The following is a 16637-nucleotide window of genomic DNA, read 5'->3' on the forward strand; positions in this document are numbered from 1 at the left end:
TGCGCGTCCTGTGAGCCAGGCGGAGCCTGGGCAAGATAAGAAAGAGAGGGAGGCAGGCCTGCACGGCCCGCAGCAGCCCCCGATCATAGGACGCCGACGCAGGCGCCGCCTACAAACCCAGCGCCTGCGCGAGGTTGCGCCGCGCCCGCGCCTCCAGCCGTTGCCGGAACCAGTCAGTGCAGTAGATGGCCTCGCGCTGCATGAAGCCCTGCAGCACCTCGCGGCGCTTGGCGCGGTACAGCGGCAAGGGCACCCATTCGTACTCGGCCCGCACCTGTACCTCGTACTCGGCAAACCGCAGAGGGTCGGCCGCCAGAATGCCCAGGTCGGCATCCACCAGCAGTTGGGCGTCGATTCCGGACGGCTGTGCAGCGTGGCAGGTCGCCATGATCAGACCATGCACGCGCTCAGCTATATCTGCAGGCAGACCCTGCCCGCGCACCACGGCCACGGCCCAGTCGGCGCTACGCGCCTCGTTGTCCTTGGCTTGCGTTTGGTAGACAGCGTCATGGAACCACAGCGCCAGTGCCACCTCGCCGGGGTGCTCGGCCAGGCCCAGCGCCGGTTGCAGCAGGCCCATGGCCTCGCCCAGATGCTGCAGCGTGTGGTAGTGGCGCTGGGGCTCGCTGTAGCTTTGCAGCAACTCGGCCAGCACAGTCTGCGATGCGCTGGCACCCAGTGCGGACCAGGCGCTCTCCCAAGACGCCTGCCAGGTCTGCAGCGATGCATCGTTTGCGGTGGGCATTTTGGCCCGTGGTCCAGCATGGGTCATCGCCAGTTCCTTCAATTTTCAGAAGATGCCGGGCGCCAGCGCCCGCAGCGGCGCACCTGCCGATGACAGCAGCCATGCCAGCAGGCCGCAGTTGAGCACCACGGTGATCCAGAACACCAGTTGGAATGAAGCCTTGCTGGACTTGTGCCGCAGCAGCCCTTGCCCGAGCAGCGCGCCGGGCCAGCCGCACAGCAGTGCCAGCAGGTGCAGACGGCTTTCGCTGGTGCGCCAGCGGTCGTTCCTGGCGGCGGACTTGTCGAATCCATAGACCATGAAGGTCACAAAGCTTGCCGCCGAATACAGGCCGACCAGTGTCCAGGGCATGCGGCCGCTCCAGGCAACAGCCAGCAACACGCAGAAGAAGGCAGCGGCCAGGCCTACCGCCACCGGGCCTCGCACAGGCGGTAGAGGCCGCGAAGGCATGCCGGCACGGCTTCGCCGCGCAGGCTGCGGGCGGCCGGTCCTTGGTTCGTCAATGAAGGCCACATCCTGCGCGCGCCATTTTCCCTGGGCGTTGCGGCTGGGCACGTAGCTGACACGCTCGCCGCCCTCGGGCCTGCGGCGGCGATCGGTGAAGGACTTGATATGGACAAAGACCTGCGCGCCGCCTCCATCGGGCTCGATGAAGCCAAAGCCCTGCTCGTCCTTCCAGCCGGTGAGACGTCCCTGCTGCCGCATGGCATGCTCAGTGGCTGCCGGCTGCGGCCGGCCGCGCATCCTGCTTGCATGGCTCGCCCAGGCAAATGCCTATGTCGCGCGCCATGGTGAGCAGGCCGTGGTCCAGGGGCACGGTGCGCTGGGTGTTGGCCACGCGGGAGATTTCCACGCTGCCGATCTCGCCACCCTGCAGCGTGACCATACGGCCGAAGCGCCCCGACAGCACCAGTTGCGCCGCATGGTGGCCGTACTGCGTGGCCAGCACGCGGTCAAAGGGCGTGGGGTCGCCGCCGCGCTGTACATGGCCGAGGACCGTGGTGCGCACCTCGCTCCTGAGGTGGGGCTGCAGGCGCTCGCGCAGCACATGGCCGACACCGCCCAGGCGGACCGGGTCGGGGCTTTGCTCGATGCGCTCGCGCACCGTGAGGCTGGCGCCGCTTTCCTTGGCGCCCTCGCCGATGCAGATGATGGTGTAGCGCTGGCGCTGCTCGCGGCCCCGGCAGAAGTCGACGATGGCCTGCAGGTCGTAATCGATCTCGGGCAGCAGGATGACGTCGGCCGCACCGGCAATGCCGGCCTCCAGCGCCAGCCATCCAGCATGGCGCCCCATGGTCTCGACGATCATCACGCGGTGGTGGCTGTTGGCCGTGCTCTCGATGCGGCGCAGCGCCTCGGTGGCCGTGGCCACGGCGGTGTCGAAGCCAAAGCTGCGCTCGCAATTGGCAATGTCGTTGTCTATGGTCTTGGGCACGCCCACGCAGGTCAGCCCCACCTGTTCGGCCAGGCCATGCGCCAGGCTCATGGTGCCGTCGCCGCCGATGGCCACCACCACGTCCAGGCCCAGCGCCCGGACATTGCGGCCCACATGCTCCAGCGTGGCCGCATCGCGCAGGGGGTTGGCGCTGTTGCTGGTGCCCAGGATGGTGCCGCCCACATGCAGGATGCCCGAGACCTCGTCCCAGCCCAGCGGCTTGACGCCGGGCGGGTCGAGCATCAGGCCCTCGAAGCCGTCGGCAATGCCCAGCACCTCGCACTGGCCGTGGTTGATCAGGGACTTGGTGACCGCACGGATCACCGCATTCAGGCCGGGGCAGTCGCCACCTCCGGTCAGCACGCCAACGCGCATGGGAAAACTCTCCTGTGAAACACCGGCCGACGCGCCCTTTACGACACGCACATGCCTTTGCAAAGCCCGCCTTGGCCCTCGGAGCGGCCAGCGGCGGCATTCTTCAATCCATCAAGGCAGCAGGTCCAGCGCCTGCAGATAGGCAGGCTGGCGCATGAGGTCGTCCCAGGGCTGGGGCACGGTCTCCGGCAGCAGGGCCACGCGGCGCGATTCGCTGTCGGCATCGGGCTGCCAGCGGCCGCTGCGCTGCGCGGCCTCCATGCCGGCCAGCAGCTCGTCCACATGCTCGCCCAGGCCCAGGCTCTGGTTGCACAGCAGCACCATGTCGCAGCCCGCCTCCAGCGCGGCCAGGGCCGCGTCGGTATAGCCGATGAGCTGGCCGTCGATGCGGCGCGCGCCCTCCATGCTCAGGTCGTCGCTGAAAATGGCGCCGTCGTAGCGCAGGCGGCTGCGCAGGATGTCCTTGAGCCACTTTGCAGAAAAACCGGCCGGGCGCTTGTCCACCTTGGGGTAGATCACATGGGCCGGCATCACGGCCGTGAGCACGCTGGACAACCAGGGATAGGGCTCAGCGTCCTCGCCCAGGATGGCGGTGAGGCTGCGGCCATCGACCGGAATGTCCACATGCGAATCAGCCTTGACGAAGCCGTGGCCGGGAAAGTGCTTGCCGCAGTTGCCCATGCCGGCCTGCAGCAGGCCGTGCATGAGGCTGCGGGCCAGCGCGGCCACCACGCGCGGGTCGCGGTGGAAGCTGCGGTCGCCGATGACGCTGCTGGCACCGTAGTCAAGGTCCAGCACCGGGGTGAAGCTGAAATCCACGCCGCAGGCGCGCAGCTCGGTGCCCAGCACGTAGCCGGCCGCCGTGGCGGCATTCATGGCGGCCAGGGCGCCGCTGCCTTCGCGGTGCTTGCTGCCCTGGCCGTCGTCCATCCACATCTGGCCGAAGGCGCGCATGGGCGGCAGGTGCGTGAAGCCGTCAGCGCGAAAACGCTGCACGCGCCCGCCCTCATGGTCCACGCAGATCAGCAAATCGGGCTTGACCGCCTTGATATCGGCGCACAGCTGCACCAGCTGCTCGCGGCTTTCCCAGTTGCGGGCAAAGAGGATGATGCCGCCGACCAGCGGATGCGCCAGGCGCTGGCGGTCCACATCGGTGAGTGCCTTGCCGGCGATGTCGATGATGAGGGGTGCGTGCTCGGTCATGCCGGGAGTTCCTATGAATCCTGTGGAGTCAAAAAAGCCAGCGTCACGCTGGCCGGGTATCAGGCGCGGCGCTCGACCACGCAGAAGCTGGCCGCGTAGTCGCTCTCGTCGGTCACGGACAGGTGCACCTGCAGGTTGCGCGCCTCGAACCATTCCTTGAGCGCGCCGTGCAGCACGATGGCAGGCTGGCCACTGGGCAGCTTGACGACCTCGCAGCTGCGCCAGGTCATGGGCATGACCATGCCCATGCCTATGGCTTTGGAAAAGGCCTCCTTGGCGGAAAAGCGCGTGGCCACGAAGCGGATGCCGCGCTCAGGCCAGCGCGCGCGGCGGGCACGCCAGGTGGCCAGCTCGCCCTCGGCCAGCACCTTCTCGGCGAAACGGTCGCCATGGCGCTCCAGGCTGGCGCGGATGCGGCGCACGTCGCAGATGTCGGTACCGATGCCGTAGATCATGGATTCGCTCCGCGAAAGCTTCAGGCGCGCGCCGCCATGCCCTGGTCTATGCACTGCTGGTAGGCGCGCACGGTTTCGGCGTAGCCCAGCTCCAGCGCGTCGGCGATCAGCGCATGGCCGATGGAGACTTCGAGCAGGCCCGGCACGCGCGCCACGAAGGCGGCCAGGTTGTCACGGCTGAGGTCATGGCCGGCATTGATGCCCAGCCCGGCATCCAAAGCCGCCTGGGCCGCCGCCGCATAGGCCTGCAGTTGCGCGTCCTGGTCTGCCGTGCCCCAGGCAGCTGCGTAGGGTTCGGTATACAGCTCGACCCGGTCGGCGCCCACGGCGCGCGCAGCGGCCATCTGGGCGGGCACGGGGTCCATGAACAGGCTGACGCGCACGCCCAGCTGGCGGCATTCGGCAATCAGCGGCTTCAGGCGCTCGGCGTCCTGCGGGAAGTTCCAGCCATGGTCGCTGGTGAACTGGTCCTCGCTGTCGGGCACGAAGGTGGCCTGGTGCGGGCGTGTGTCGCGGATGAAGTCCATGAGGTTCTGCGTCGGGTTGCCCTCGATGTTGAACTCCGCCTGCGGCCACTGTGTCATCAGCGCCTGCAGTTCATAGACATCCTCGCTGCGGATATGGCGCTGGTCGGGACGCGGATGGATGGTGATGCCCTGGGCACCGGCCTCCAGGCAGATGCGCGCGGCGCGCGTCACGCTGGGAATGCCCAGGTGGCGCGTGTTGCGCAGCAGCGCAACCTTGTTGACATTGACCGACAGCGCCGTGCGCTGCGAAGCGTGGGAAAGATTCATAGCGATTGCAGATCCATCATCAGCTGGCGGGTGCGCAGCATGGGACTGCCGCAATGGTATTGCAGCAGGGCCCTCAGTTGGGGCTTGAGGGCCAGCGCCTGCTCGGGTTGAGCCACCACATGCAGCGTGGCGTTGAAGGCCTGCCGGGCCTGCAGCGCGCTTTCAATGGCCTGCCATTGCGCAGCGCCCAGCACGGCGCGCTCGCCCTGCAGCGCCGGGCGCAGGCCGCCCTCGGCCACCAGCGCATAGCGGCGGCCTTCGGCCAGCGGCGCCAGCGTGGCGCTTTCCTCATTCAAGGCGGGCAGATGGCCCAGTTCGCGCAGCAGCAGCAGCTCGAAGGTGCGCAGCACGGGCTCGATGGCATCGCCATGCTGGCCCGCCAGCACGCGCACCACGCCGGCATAGATGTCGAACAGCGCCGCATAGGGATCGTCTCGCGCCAGCAGGCGCATCAGCAGCTCGTTGAGGTACAGGCCCGACATCAGGGCGTCGCCCTGGGGCATGACATGGCCGCCCACCCACTCGGCGCCCTTGAGGGTGTGGATCTCGGCATTGCCCTCGCCGCCCAGGCTGTAGCTCAGGCTCAGCGGCTGCAGCGGCAGCAGCACGGGGCGAAAGTTCGAGGTCGGGCGCTTGACGCCCTTGGCCGCCAGCGCCACGCGGCCCCGGTGCCGCGTGAAGACCTCGAGGATCAGGCTGGACTCGCTCCAGTCATAGCTGTGCAGCACATAGGCCGGCTCATCCGAGACACGCTTGGCGCTAGCCATGGACAGAGGGCCTTGCGGGGAGGTTTCTCACTCGTAGCCGAAGGAGCGCACGCGGGCCTCGTCGTCGGCCCAGCCCGAGCGCACCTTGACCCAGACTTCGAGGAAGACCTTGGCATCCATGAGCTTTTCCAGCTCCTGGCGGGCCTCGGTGCTGATGCGCTTGAGGCGCTCGCCCTTCTCTCCGATGATCATGGCCTTGTGTCCGTCGCGCTCGACCACGATGGTCGCCGCCACGCGGATGAAGCGCTTGTGCTGCTTGCTGGCCTCTTCCTCGAACTTGTCGATGACCACCGTGGAGGTGTAGGGCAGCTCGTCGCCCGTGAAGCGGAACAGCTTCTCGCGCACGGTTTCCGAGGCGAGGAACTTCTCGCTGCGGTCGGTCAGCTCGTCGGGCGCATACATCCAGTCCTGCTCGGGCAGGTACTTCTCGCAGATGCCGAACAGGCGCTCGATGTCGCCCTTGCTCTTGGCCGACATGGGCACGAACTCGGCAAACGGATGGCGCTCCTGCATGCTCTTGAGCCAGGGGGCGATCTCGGCACGGCGGCCCACGGTATCGAGCTTGTTGGCGATCAGCAGCGTGGGAATGCCGGGCTTGAACAGCGACAGCACCTTGGCATCGGCCAGCGTGAACTGGCCGGCTTCCACGACGAACAGGATCAGGTCCACGTCGCCGATGGCGCCCATCACGGTCTTGTTGAGCGACTTGTTCAGCGCCGTGCTGTGCTTGGTCTGGAAACCCGGTGTATCGACGAAGATGAACTGCGTCGCGGCGCGCGAGCGAATGCCCGTGATGCGGTGGCGCGTGGTCTGCGCCTTGCGCGAGGTGATGCTGATCTTCTGGCCCACCAGCGCATTCATCAGCGTGGATTTGCCCACATTGGGCTTGCCGACGATGGCGATCAGGCCGCAGCGCTGCGGGCCTGTCGGCACCTCGGGCGCCTGGGCTTCATCAGGGGCGGATGCCGTGCGTGCTGCGCCGGCGCCGGGCTTGGCCGCAGCCAGCAGGGCATCGAGTTCGGCGGCGGTCTGTGCCGGCGCCGGAGGTTTGTCTTGGTTCATGCGTGTCTTGCTTTCAATAGTTCCAGCATGGCTGTGGCAGCCGTCTGCTCTGCGGCTCTGCGCGAGGCACCCGTTCCCCGGGCCTGCAATTGCAGCTCGGCAATCGCGCAGGCCACTTCAAAGGTCTGGCGGTGGGCGGCTCCCGTGGTGGCGACCACCTCGTACTGCGGCAGCTTCATGCGCCGTCCCTGCAGCCATTCCTGCAGGGCCGTCTTCGCATCCTTTTCGGCTGCGCGCATGTGGGGGTTGATGTCCACGCCCTCGAAAAGATGGTGTACCACCTTCTCGCCCGCCGCGTAGCCGGCATCCAGATAGACCGCGCCGATCAGGGCCTCGACCGCATCGGCCAGGATGGAGGGGCGTTGCTTGCCGCCCGACTTGGATTCACCCTCGCCCAGGCGCAGCAGATCGGGCAACTGCAGCCTCAGCGCGATCTGGTGCAGCGTGCCTTCCTTGACCAGGTTGGCGCGCACGCGGGACAGATCGCCCTCGGGCATGGAACTGAGCCGCTGGTAGAGCAGGCTGGAAATGGCAAGGTTCAGCACCGAGTCACCGAGGAATTCCAGGCGCTCGTTGTTGTCTGCCGAGAAGCTGCGGTGCGTGACGGCACGCTGCAGCAATGCAGGCTCGGCAAATTGATGCTGCAGCCTCAGCTGCAGCGCATTCAGTAAGGGAGGCACCTATTGGGTCTGCTTCTTAAAACGGTAAGTCAGGTACGCGGGGCCCACGAGATGGATCTCGCGCGAATATTCGAACCCCACCACCACGCGGTCATTGATCTTGGTCACTTCGAGATCGCCACCCTTGACGGACGTGAAGTCATCGATGGCAGCGGAACGCTCGAAGCTGGCTTTCACCTCGGCCACGGAATTGCCCTCGCGGGCCGCCTTGTTGGCGGCCTTGACGATGGCCTGGTATTCCAGGAAGACCGGCACGGATTGTGCGCCCACGGCCACCACGCCCACGCCCAGGGCAATCACAAACACCAGTCCCAGAAAGGACAGGCCGCGCTGGCGCGAACGCCGGTTGTTCGATGTCAACATGCTTTTTCCTCCTCCGATGTGAATCCCTCGCGCATGCCCGGGCCACTGCGGTCCTCAGGCATGCATGTGATGTGATGTGATCAATGGAAGCTGCCGATGCGCTTGAAATCCCCGAAGTTCATCCAGACAAAGAAAGCCCGGCCCACGATGTTCTTGTCGGGCACAAAGCCCCAGTAGCGCGAATCCAGCGAGTTGTCGCGGTTGTCGCCCATCATGAAGTACTGGCCCTCCGGCACCTTGCAGGTGATGCCTTCGACGCTGTAGCGGCAGCTCTCGCGGAACTCGAAGCCGCTGGCGCCCTGGATGAAGGCGGGCACGTCCTGGTTCACGATCATGCGGTGCGGCTTGTCGCCCAGCGACTCCTCGTACTGCTTGAAGTAACGCATCGCATCCTTGTCGAAGAAGTCGGGCAGTGCATTGACCGGGACTTCCTTGCCATTGATCGTCAGCCGCTTGTTCAGGTAGGCGATCTCGTCGCCCGGCAGGCCCACCACCCGCTTGATGTAGTCCAGGCTGGGCTGGGGCGGGTAGCGGAACACCACCACATCGCCACGCTGCAGCGGCGTTCCCTGCGTGATCTTGGTGTTGATCACCGGCAGGCGCACGCCATAGGTGAACTTGTTCACCAGGATCAGGTCGCCCACGAGCAGCGTGGGGATCATGGAGCCAGACGGGATCTTGAACGGCTCGAACAGGAACGAGCGCAGCACGAAGACGATCGCGATCACCGGGAACAGGCCTGCCGTCCAGTCCAGCCACCAGGGCTGCATGAGGATGCGGCCCTTGGCCTCTTCCGACACCTCGATGTCGGTCTTGGCGATGCCCATGCGGTCGAGTTCTGCGCGGCGTGCCACGGCAGCCTCCTCGATGGCCACGGCAGCGCGGCGGCGGCGCGGCAGGAAGTACAGCCGCTCGGCCACCCAGTACAGGCCCGTGACCACGGTGGCCAGGAACAGCAGCAGCGCGAAGTTGCCCTCGATGAAGCCTGTGTACCAGGCGCCGATATAGCCCACGAAGGCCGCGAGTACGACGGCCGTAATCCATTGCATGGCTTGCATCAATCCTCCACTTGCAGGATGGCCAGGAAGGCCTCCTGGGGCACTTCCACCGATCCGATCTGCTTCATGCGCTTCTTGCCGGCCTTTTGCTTTTCCAGCAGCTTGCGCTTGCGGGTGATGTCGCCGCCGTAGCACTTGGCCAGCACGTTCTTGCGCATGGCCTTGACGGTTTCCCGCGCAATGATGTTGGCGCCGATGGCGGCCTGGATGGCCACATCGAACATCTGGCGGCTGATGATCTCGCGCATCTTGGCCACCACGGCCCGGCCGCGGTACGTGGCCTGGGAGCGGTGCACGATGATGGACAGCGCATCGACCTTCTCGCCGTTGAGCAGGATGTCCACCTTCACCACATCGGAGGCGCGGTACTCCTTGAACTCATAGTCCATGGAGGCATAGCCGCGCGAGACCGACTTGAGCTTGTCGAAGAAGTCCAGCACGATTTCGCCCAGCGGCATCTCATAGGTGAGCATCACCTGGCGGCCGTGGTACTGCATGTTGATCTGCACGCCGCGCTTCTGGTTGGCCAGCGTCATCACCGGGCCCACATAGTCCTGGGGCATGTACAGGTGGACGGTGACGATGGGCTCGCGCACCTCCTCGATACGGCCGGCATCGGGCATCTTGGACGGGTTCTCGACCTGGATGACCTCGCCATCGCCCTTGACCACTTCGTAGACCACGCTGGGCGCGGTGGTGATCAGGTCCTGGTCGAATTCGCGCTCCAGGCGCTCCTGCACGATTTCCATGTGCAGCAGGCCCAGGAAGCCGCAGCGAAAGCCGAAGCCCAGCGCCTGCGAGACTTCAGGCTCGAACTGCAGGGACGAATCGTTGAGCTGCAGCTTCTCCAGCGCATCGCGCAGCTGGTCATATTCGCTGGCTTCGGTGGGGTACAGACCCGCGAACACCTGGGGCTTGATTTCCTTGAAGCCGGGCAGGGCCTCGGTGGCAGGACCCAGATTGTTGGGAAGCTTCTTTTCCAGCGTGATGGTGTCGCCCACCTTGGCTGCCTTGAGCTCCTTGATGCCGGCAATGATGTAGCCCACCTCGCCGGCGCGCAGCACGTCGCGCGGCACGTCGGCCGGGGTGAACACGCCCAGGTTGTTGGCTTCATAGGCAGCGCCCGAGGCCATCATCTTGAAGCGCTCGCCACGCTTGAGTTCACCATCGACCACGCGCACCAGCATCACGACGCCGACATAGGTGTCGAACCAGCTGTCGATGATCATGGCGCGCAGCTGGCCATTGGGATCGCCCTTTGGCGGCGGCACCTTGGCGACCACCGCCTCCAGGATCTCTTCGATGCCCATGCCGGTCTTGGCCGAGCAGGGAATGGCGTCGCTGGCATCGATGCCGATGACATCCTCGATCTCGGCCCTGGCATTTTCGGGATCGGCCTGGGGCAGATCCATCTTGTTGAGAACCGCCGTCACTTCCACGCCGAGTTCCAGCGCGGTGTAGCAGTTGGCCACGGTCTGCGCCTCGACGCCCTGCGAGGCGTCCACCACCAGCAGTGCACCCTCGCAGGCGGACAGCGAACGCGAGACTTCATACGAGAAGTCCACGTGGCCGGGCGTGTCGATGAGGTTGAGGTTGTAGACCTGGCCATCCTTGGCCTTGTACTGCAGGGCTGCGGTCTGCGCCTTGATGGTGATGCCGCGCTCTTTCTCGATATCCATCGAGTCCAGCACCTGGGCTTCCATGTCACGGTCAGCCAAGCCTCCGCAACGCTGGATGAGGCGGTCAGCCAGCGTCGACTTGCCATGGTCGATGTGCGCAATGATGGAAAAATTTCTGATGTGGTTCATCAACGGGAAGGACTGCTAGTGAAAGTGGAAAACGACAGGGCCGGCGCGCAAGAAAAAAGGGCGCGTCCATGAACGACGCGCCCCGAACCAACAATCTCTGGCAACTGCGATAGTTGGGACTTTATTGTAGGCAAAACGGGCTGAAAACCAAGCCCTGACAAGGCCTGCAAAGGTCCGGGCTTGATCTGTCACAATTATTTATCAACAGTTTATCAACAGAACCGCCGAGCCATTTCTCGCCCGTCGATCACCGGATAGCGCGGTGCTTTTGCACCGCAACAATCCCCTTTGAAAACAGGTTTCTGACGCCTTGAGCCGTCACGCTTTGGTGGGGCATTTTACCCAATGCCCCAAGGGGCATGGGCGGCTCCGGGTCAGGATTCCGAGGGTATTCCCCAGGATCCGGAAAACCGCCCTCCCCTGCGGCCTCAGCGCGTCGGACGGATCAGCACGTACTGTGCCCATTCCCCACGGCGCACCAGCAGGTTCACCGGCTTGCTCTTGTCCACCTTGGCCAGCGTGGCCTCGAAGCTCTTGAGCCCCGTGATCTCGACATTGGCCAGTTGCAGGATCACGTCGCCTTCGCGCAGGCCCGCACGTGCCGCAGCCTCGACGGCCGCCGTCACGCGCACGCCGCCCTTGATGCCCAGCTCCTTCTTCTGGGCATCCGTGAGCTCGGCCAGCGTCAGGCCCAGCGGCTGGGAAACCAGGGTGCTGCCCTTGCCGGTGGCCTTGGCCTGCGGAGCCGCGCCGTCCGGCTCGACCTCGGCGATCACCATGGTCAGATCCTTGGCTGCGCCGCGACGGAAGACGGTGATGGTGCTGCGTGTGCCGGGCTTGGTATTGCCCACCAGGCGCGGCAGGTCGGCCACCTTGTCGATGGCCTTGCCGTCGAACTTGATGATCACGTCACCAGCCTCGACGCCCGCCTTGGCAGCGGGCGAATCCGGCTCGACGGCCGACACCAGTGCGCCCTGTGCCTTGCCTAGGCCAATGGATTCGGCAATGTCCTTGGTGACCGGACCGATCTGCACGCCAATGCGGCCTCGCGTGACCTTGCCGGTGGCGCGCAGCTGGTCGCTGACACGCACGGCCTCATCGATCGGAATCGCGAAGCTGATGCCCATGAAGCCGCCGGAGCGCGAATAGATCTGGCTGTTGATGCCCACGACCTCGCCGCGCATATTCAGCAACGGGCCGCCCGAGTTGCCGGGGTTGATGGCCACATCGGTCTGGATGAACGGCAGATAGTCGCCCGTATCGCGCTGCTTGGCACTGACGATGCCCGCCGTGACGGAGTTGTCGAGGCCGAAGGGCGAGCCGATGGCCATCACCCACTCGCCGACCTTGAGGCGGTTCACATCGCCGATCTTCACGGCCGGCAGCCCTGTGGCGTCGATCTTGACCACGGCCACGTCGGTGCGCTTGTCGCTGCCCACGATCTTGGCCTTGAACTCACGCTTGTCGGTCAGCGTGACGATGACTTCGTCAGCGCCTTCGACCACGTGGGCATTGGTCATCACAAAGCCATCGGCCGTCAGGATGAAGCCGGAACCCACGCCGCGCGGCTGCTCCTCGTCAGGCTGTGAACGCGGCTGTGGGCGCTGGCGCGGCACATTGGGCACGGGCAGGCCAAAGCGGCGGAAGAATTCGAGCATGTCCTCGTCCATGCCCAGCGCCTCGGCAGAGTTGGCCGACACCTTCTCCAGCGTGCGGATGTTGACCACGGAAGGGCCGACCTGCTCGACCAGATCGGTGAAGTCCGGCAGCCCCCGCACCACGGCGCCACTTTGCGCATGGGCGGCACTCACCGGCACCAGCATTCCTGCGCTGCCTGCAGCCAGCGCCAGAACGCCGGCCAGTGTGCAGGACTGCAGCGTCTTCCATCGAACAGTGGTCATGGTCATCCTTTCCATCTCAATCATTACGTTGCCCCGACGCCATCGCGCCCAGGCGGTTTGTTCGGACACATGGCAGCCGACTTGCTTTCGGACGAACGTCACATTCTGGCGTAGTCCTGGCGAGCATCGGCCAGACGATGGCTCAGAAGCCTGAAAGACGCGGTTAGTTCCCGAATCGGCAGCATGCATGGGGCGCGGGCCGCCGTGCATGGAGCACAAATGACTGCACCCGCGTCCATTTCAATGCCGAAAGGCTGGAGGCGGGTGCAAAAGAAGGCAGGAGAGCCATGCTCTCCTGTGAGATTCAGCGCTGGTTGGCGCGCGGTGCCGAGGCGAAGTTGGCGTTGCGCAAGAAGCTGGCAGGCATCTGCAACGTGGCGGGCCCACTGTATTGCGGATGGGAGGCCAGCAGCGCATCCAGGCGCGGATCACGCAGCATCACGCTCTGCCCGTAGGGTCCGGCCACCGCCACGACCGAGGAAGACTGGGCCGTATCGCCAAGCGGGAAGTCCTGGGCATTGCCAGCCACCGCAACCGGCGCCGAAGGAGCGCCCGTCTCAAGGGCCGCCAGGGCCCGGCCCGGCGCCACGCCGGGACCGGCAGGCGCGCCCAGCATCACGCTCCAACCAATGGCAGCCACGGCCGCCACGGAGGCAAAGCCCGCCGCCATCTTCCAGCGGAATACCGAGGCATTGGCCGCATCGCGCAGCGGCGCGCCATTGATCACGGCCCGGTCCTGCGCCGGATGCGCAATTTGCGCCAGCTCTTCAGTGGCCACGGAAACCAGCGGACGACGAGGCTCGTTGGCCAGTTGGGCGCGGATTCCGGAGAGCACATCGTGCCGGCTGTGATGCGCCAATTCCGGGGACCGCAGCACATCGCCCACGAGGTGGTACATGCGCCACTCCTGCTGGCCTGCATCGCTTTCCGCATAGGCCAGCACGGCCTGCAACTCTGCGGCAGAGAGTTCACCATCAGCCAATGCCGACAATTGTTCGCGCTTCGTCAGATCGTCATTCATGATCAATCACCTGCTTGTCTGCTTTGAGACCCTGTACCCAAAAAATGCGCCACCGGCGGCCACAACCCATCACGCCTACCAACGCTTGCCCGACTGGCGCTCCAGCAAAGGCTTGACCCTGGCTGAAATCGCTTCCCGTGCGCGAAAAATCCGTGAGCGCACGGTGCCGATGGGGCAACCCATGGCGTTCGAGATTTCCTCGTAGCTCAGGCCTTCAATTTCGCGCAACGTGACAGCCTGTCGGAGATCCTCGGGCAAAGCCTCCATGGCGGCGTTGACTGCCTGGGCAATTTCCTGGGCTGCCAGGATCGTTTCGGGCGTTTCTTCGGTGGTTAGTTCCTGGCTGACCCGGGAAGTTTCATCATCGTCATCCCCGTTGTGTAACGCGCTTTCGGTGATCAGCGGCGAGCGCTTCATGTCCAGCAGCGCCTTCTTGGCAGTATTCACGGCAATGCGGTACAGCCAGGTATAGAACTGGGCATCACCCCTAAACTGGTGCAGGGCACGATAGGCGCGGATGAAGGTTTCCTGCGCAATGTCCGGCACCAGGTCCACGTCGCGCACCATGCGGCCGATGAGGCGCTCGATGCGGCGCTGGTACTTGATGACCAGTAGCTCGAAGGCCCGCATGTCTCCTGCGTTGGTGCGCTCGACCAGAGCCAGGTCGCTATCGGCAGAAGAAGGCGGGAATTCGGGAGGCGTCATGAAATCGGTGAAGACGGGCCGCGGCGGCCCTGGCGCAGTCATTGCGCCCGTTCTGTAGGTCTGGCCGGGGAATATACAGCACGCCGCAAATCACCCCAGGTTTCCGGACTCTGCCTGCACAACAGGAGAAGCCAGCGGGAGCTACGCCAACGCAAGGGCCCCGCCGGCACCATGGAAACCAGGGGACGGACCTGCACCCACAACCACGATCCACCATCGGCGCGCACCTGCAGCAGCACCGGCTGCGCAGCCTGGCCTGGGTCCGACTCGCAGATCGACCACTGCACGCCATCCCAGGCGATGAAACCCTTACCCAGGCTGTGCCATCCATGCCACATGCCGGCAGCAGCAACCAGGCAAACCGCAACGGCCACGGCTGCAGGCCACCACCCTGACTGGAGATTCAAGGCCCATGCCAGCAAAAGCATGGCGGCCAGCAGCCAAAGCGCACAAAGACACACTGCCACGGTGCGCGATGGCTTCAGCGGATGGCGAACTGCGGGCGGCGCATGGCGAGACGGCATGCCTGCAGTGTCGCAAAACCGCAGCATGACCGACATTTATCCTGCTTTCACCTGGCACATGCGCGAAATAAAAAAGCCCGCTCCCTTGCGGGGCGGGCTTTTCATGTGCGTTGCGCAGGCCTCAGATCCGCTTGAACACCAGCGTTCCGTTGGTGCCTCCGAAGCCGAAGTTGTTCTTCACCGCCACCTCGATCGTCGCGTCCCGCGCCGTATTGGCGCAGTAGTCGAGATCGCACTCCGGGTCCTGGTTGTCCAGGTTGATGGTCGGAGGAATCTTTTGCTCGTGCAGTGCCAGCACGGTGAAGACGCTCTCGATGCCACCAGCACCGCCCAGCAGGTGGCCTGTCATGGACTTGGTCGAACTGACAACGATTTTCTTGGCGTGATCGCCCAGAGCCGCCTTGATGGCGTTGGTCTCGTTGAGGTCGCCCAGCGGCGTGGAAGTGCCGTGCGCGTTCAGATAGTCGATCTGGTCGGCATTGATGCCGGCATTTCGCAAAGCTGCCAGCATGGCGCGGCGCGGGCCGTCCATGTTGGGTGCCGTCATGTGGCCGGCATCGGCACTCATGCCGTAGCCGCACAGTTCGGCGTAGATCTTGGCACCGCGGGCCTTGGCATGCTCGTACTCTTCCAGCACCAGCACGCCCGCGCCTTCGCCCAGCACGAAGCCGTCGCGGTCCTTGTCCCAGGGGCGCGAAGCGGCCTTGGGATCATCATTGCGCGTGGACAGGGCGCGCATGGCGGCAAAGCCGCCGACGCCCAAGGGGGAGACCGTGGCTTCCGTGCCACCAGCCACCACCACATCGGCATCGCCGTATTCGATCATGCGTCCCGCCTCGCCTATGCAGTGCAGCCCGGTCGTGCAGGCAGTCACAACAGCAAGATTCGGCCCCTTGAAGCCGAAGCGCATGGACACATGGCCAGCCACCATGTTGATGATGGAGGCAGGCACGAAGAACGGCGTGATGCGGCGCGGTCCGCGCGCAGCCAGTTCCGCGTGGGTGTTCTCGATCAGCGGCAAGCCGCCGATGCCCGAACCGATCACACAGCCGATGCGCGTGGCCAGATCATCCGACAAGGCCTCGCCCGTGGGCAGACCTGAGTCCTGCACGGCTTGCGCCGCAGCAGCGATGCCGTAATGGATGAAGGTGTCCATGGAGCGCGCATCCTTGGCGCTCATGTACGACTCCACATCGAATCCCTTGACCTCACCCGCAATCTTGCAGGCAAAGTTCGAGGCATCGAACTTGGTGATGAGGTCAATGCCGGACTGGCCGGCCAAAAGATTGGCCCAGGCGTCGCCCACCGTGTTACCCACGGGGGAGATGCAACCCAGGCCGGTCACGACAACGCGACGACGGCTCATGCGTAAAACCTTCTGCTGATCGCTCGGGTCAGGGCCCTATCAGGCCTTCTGGTGGGTGTTGGCGTAGTCGATGGCGTTTTGCACCGTCGTGATCTTTTCCGCGTCTTCGTCGGGGATCTCGATGCCGAATTCATCTTCCAGGGCCATCACCAGCTCCACCGTGTCCAGGGAGTCAGCACCCAGATCAGCCACGAAGGCCTTTTCGTTGGTGACTTGAGACTCTTCAACGCCGAGTTGTTCGGCAATGATTTTTTTGACACGTGCTTCGATATCGCTCATGGTTTCCCTCTGGGGGTTGTGAATGAACCCGCGATTCTAGCTGCTTCGGGCCTCAGGCCCTCTTCAGCCGGCCGTCGCGAGGAAACGGCCTCTTCT

General features: G+C 64.9%; 17 protein-coding genes. All 17 read right to left on the minus strand.

The window, feature by feature from the left end; all coding sequences use genetic code 11:
• Positions 1–109: 109 nt before the first annotated feature.
• On the minus strand, positions 110–772 hold the full coding sequence (locus BO996_RS24635; protein ID WP_071956631.1) for an HD domain-containing protein: 663 nt from the start codon (positions 770–772) through the stop codon (positions 110–112).
• Between the two features lie 18 nt (positions 773–790).
• A complete protein-coding gene (locus BO996_RS24640; protein ID WP_071957207.1) occupies positions 791–1450 on the minus strand; it encodes a DUF1294 domain-containing protein in 660 nt (219 codons plus the stop codon).
• Positions 1451–1457: 7 nt separating this feature from the next.
• Positions 1458–2555, minus strand: coding sequence for a 6-phosphofructokinase (locus tag BO996_RS24645; RefSeq protein WP_063328133.1), 1098 nt, complete (start codon positions 2553–2555; stop codon positions 1458–1460).
• 111 nt (positions 2556–2666) lie between these two features.
• Entirely contained in the window at positions 2667–3758 is a 1092-nt protein-coding gene (gene nagZ / locus BO996_RS24650; RefSeq protein ID WP_071956632.1) for a beta-N-acetylhexosaminidase, read from the minus strand.
• Positions 3759–3817: 59 nt separating this feature from the next.
• Positions 3818–4213 carry a holo-ACP synthase gene (acpS, locus tag BO996_RS24655; RefSeq protein WP_013801000.1) on the minus strand — a complete coding sequence of 132 codons (396 nt, stop codon included), beginning with the start codon at positions 4211–4213 and terminating at the stop codon, positions 3818–3820.
• A gap of 20 nt (positions 4214–4233) precedes the next feature.
• Positions 4234–5007 (minus strand): pyridoxine 5'-phosphate synthase, encoded by a 774-nt coding sequence (locus tag BO996_RS24660; RefSeq protein ID WP_071956633.1) that lies wholly within the window; start codon positions 5005–5007, stop codon positions 4234–4236.
• Positions 5004–5774 carry a DNA repair protein RecO gene (recO, locus tag BO996_RS24665; RefSeq protein WP_012207058.1) on the minus strand — a complete coding sequence of 257 codons (771 nt, stop codon included), beginning with the start codon at positions 5772–5774 and terminating at the stop codon, positions 5004–5006. The genes BO996_RS24660 and recO overlap by 4 nt, the downstream gene beginning before the upstream one ends.
• 27 nt (positions 5775–5801) lie before the next feature.
• The gene (gene era / locus BO996_RS24670) at positions 5802–6836 is read right to left on the minus strand and encodes a GTPase Era (RefSeq protein WP_012207059.1); all 1035 of its coding nucleotides are present in this window, start codon (positions 6834–6836) and stop codon (positions 5802–5804) included.
• On the minus strand, positions 6833–7516 hold the full coding sequence (rnc, locus tag BO996_RS24675; protein ID WP_012207060.1) for a ribonuclease III: 684 nt from the start codon (positions 7514–7516) through the stop codon (positions 6833–6835). Before rnc ends, era begins: the two co-directional genes overlap by 4 nt.
• Positions 7517–7879 (minus strand): DUF4845 domain-containing protein, encoded by a 363-nt coding sequence (locus BO996_RS24680; protein WP_012207061.1) that lies wholly within the window; start codon positions 7877–7879, stop codon positions 7517–7519.
• An 80-nt stretch (positions 7880–7959) separates the two neighbouring features.
• Positions 7960–8937 (minus strand): signal peptidase I, encoded by a 978-nt coding sequence (gene lepB, locus BO996_RS24685; protein WP_071956634.1) that lies wholly within the window; start codon positions 8935–8937, stop codon positions 7960–7962.
• Positions 8937–10745, minus strand: coding sequence for a translation elongation factor 4 (gene lepA, locus BO996_RS24690; RefSeq protein ID WP_012207063.1), 1809 nt, complete (start codon positions 10743–10745; stop codon positions 8937–8939). The genes lepB and lepA overlap by 1 nt, the downstream gene beginning before the upstream one ends.
• Before the next feature lie 428 nt (positions 10746–11173).
• Positions 11174–12646, minus strand: a complete 1473-nt coding sequence (locus BO996_RS24695; RefSeq protein ID WP_063328587.1) for a DegQ family serine endoprotease — start codon at positions 12644–12646, stop codon at positions 11174–11176.
• Between the two features lie 304 nt (positions 12647–12950).
• On the minus strand, positions 12951–13667 hold the full coding sequence (locus tag BO996_RS24700) for a sigma-E factor negative regulatory protein (protein ID WP_071956635.1): 717 nt from the start codon (positions 13665–13667) through the stop codon (positions 12951–12953).
• 75 nt (positions 13668–13742) lie between these two features.
• Positions 13743–14372, minus strand: a complete 630-nt coding sequence (gene rpoE / locus BO996_RS24705; protein WP_043783676.1) for an RNA polymerase sigma factor RpoE — start codon at positions 14370–14372, stop codon at positions 13743–13745.
• 645 nt (positions 14373–15017) lie between these two features.
• Entirely contained in the window at positions 15018–16262 is a 1245-nt protein-coding gene (fabF, locus tag BO996_RS24710) for a beta-ketoacyl-ACP synthase II (protein WP_013800994.1), read from the minus strand.
• 39 nt (positions 16263–16301) lie between these two features.
• A complete protein-coding gene (acpP, locus tag BO996_RS24715) occupies positions 16302–16541 on the minus strand; it encodes an acyl carrier protein (protein WP_003058049.1) in 240 nt (79 codons plus the stop codon).
• Positions 16542–16637: the final 96 nt, after the last annotated feature.

Source organism: Delftia sp. HK171 (assembly GCF_001886655.1).
Taxonomy (GTDB): domain Bacteria; phylum Pseudomonadota; class Gammaproteobacteria; order Burkholderiales; family Burkholderiaceae_C; genus Comamonas; species Comamonas acidovorans.

Bases quoted from the DNA above. Each gene is read 5' to 3' on its own strand.
- lepB (WP_071956634.1), bottom strand. From the start codon at position 8,937: ATGCAAGCCATGCAATGGATTACGGCCGTCGTACTCGCGGCCTTCGTG.
- fabF (WP_013800994.1), bottom strand. From the start codon at position 16,262: ATGAGCCGTCGTCGCGTTGTCGTGACCGGCCTGGGTTGCATCTCCCCC.
- BO996_RS24680 (WP_012207061.1), bottom strand. From the start codon at position 7,879: ATGTTGACATCGAACAACCGGCGTTCGCGCCAGCGCGGCCTGTCCTTT.
- acpS (WP_013801000.1), bottom strand. From the start codon at position 4,213: ATGATCTACGGCATCGGTACCGACATCTGCGACGTGCGCCGCATCCGC.
- BO996_RS24645 (WP_063328133.1), bottom strand. From the start codon at position 2,555: ATGCGCGTTGGCGTGCTGACCGGAGGTGGCGACTGCCCCGGCCTGAAT.
- BO996_RS24695 (WP_063328587.1), bottom strand. From the start codon at position 12,646: ATGACCACTGTTCGATGGAAGACGCTGCAGTCCTGCACACTGGCCGGC.
- BO996_RS24640 (WP_071957207.1), bottom strand. From the start codon at position 1,450: ATGCGGCAGCAGGGACGTCTCACCGGCTGGAAGGACGAGCAGGGCTTT.
- recO (WP_012207058.1), bottom strand. From the start codon at position 5,774: ATGGCTAGCGCCAAGCGTGTCTCGGATGAGCCGGCCTATGTGCTGCAC.
- BO996_RS24700 (WP_071956635.1), bottom strand. From the start codon at position 13,667: ATGAATGACGATCTGACGAAGCGCGAACAATTGTCGGCATTGGCTGAT.
- era (WP_012207059.1), bottom strand. From the start codon at position 6,836: ATGAACCAAGACAAACCTCCGGCGCCGGCACAGACCGCCGCCGAACTC.
- acpP (WP_003058049.1), bottom strand. From the start codon at position 16,541: ATGAGCGATATCGAAGCACGTGTCAAAAAAATCATTGCCGAACAACTC.
- BO996_RS24660 (WP_071956633.1), bottom strand. From the start codon at position 5,007: ATGAATCTTTCCCACGCTTCGCAGCGCACGGCGCTGTCGGTCAATGTC.
- rpoE (WP_043783676.1), bottom strand. From the start codon at position 14,372: ATGACGCCTCCCGAATTCCCGCCTTCTTCTGCCGATAGCGACCTGGCT.
- nagZ (WP_071956632.1), bottom strand. From the start codon at position 3,758: ATGACCGAGCACGCACCCCTCATCATCGACATCGCCGGCAAGGCACTC.
- BO996_RS24635 (WP_071956631.1), bottom strand. From the start codon at position 772: ATGACCCATGCTGGACCACGGGCCAAAATGCCCACCGCAAACGATGCA.
- lepA (WP_012207063.1), bottom strand. From the start codon at position 10,745: ATGAACCACATCAGAAATTTTTCCATCATTGCGCACATCGACCATGGC.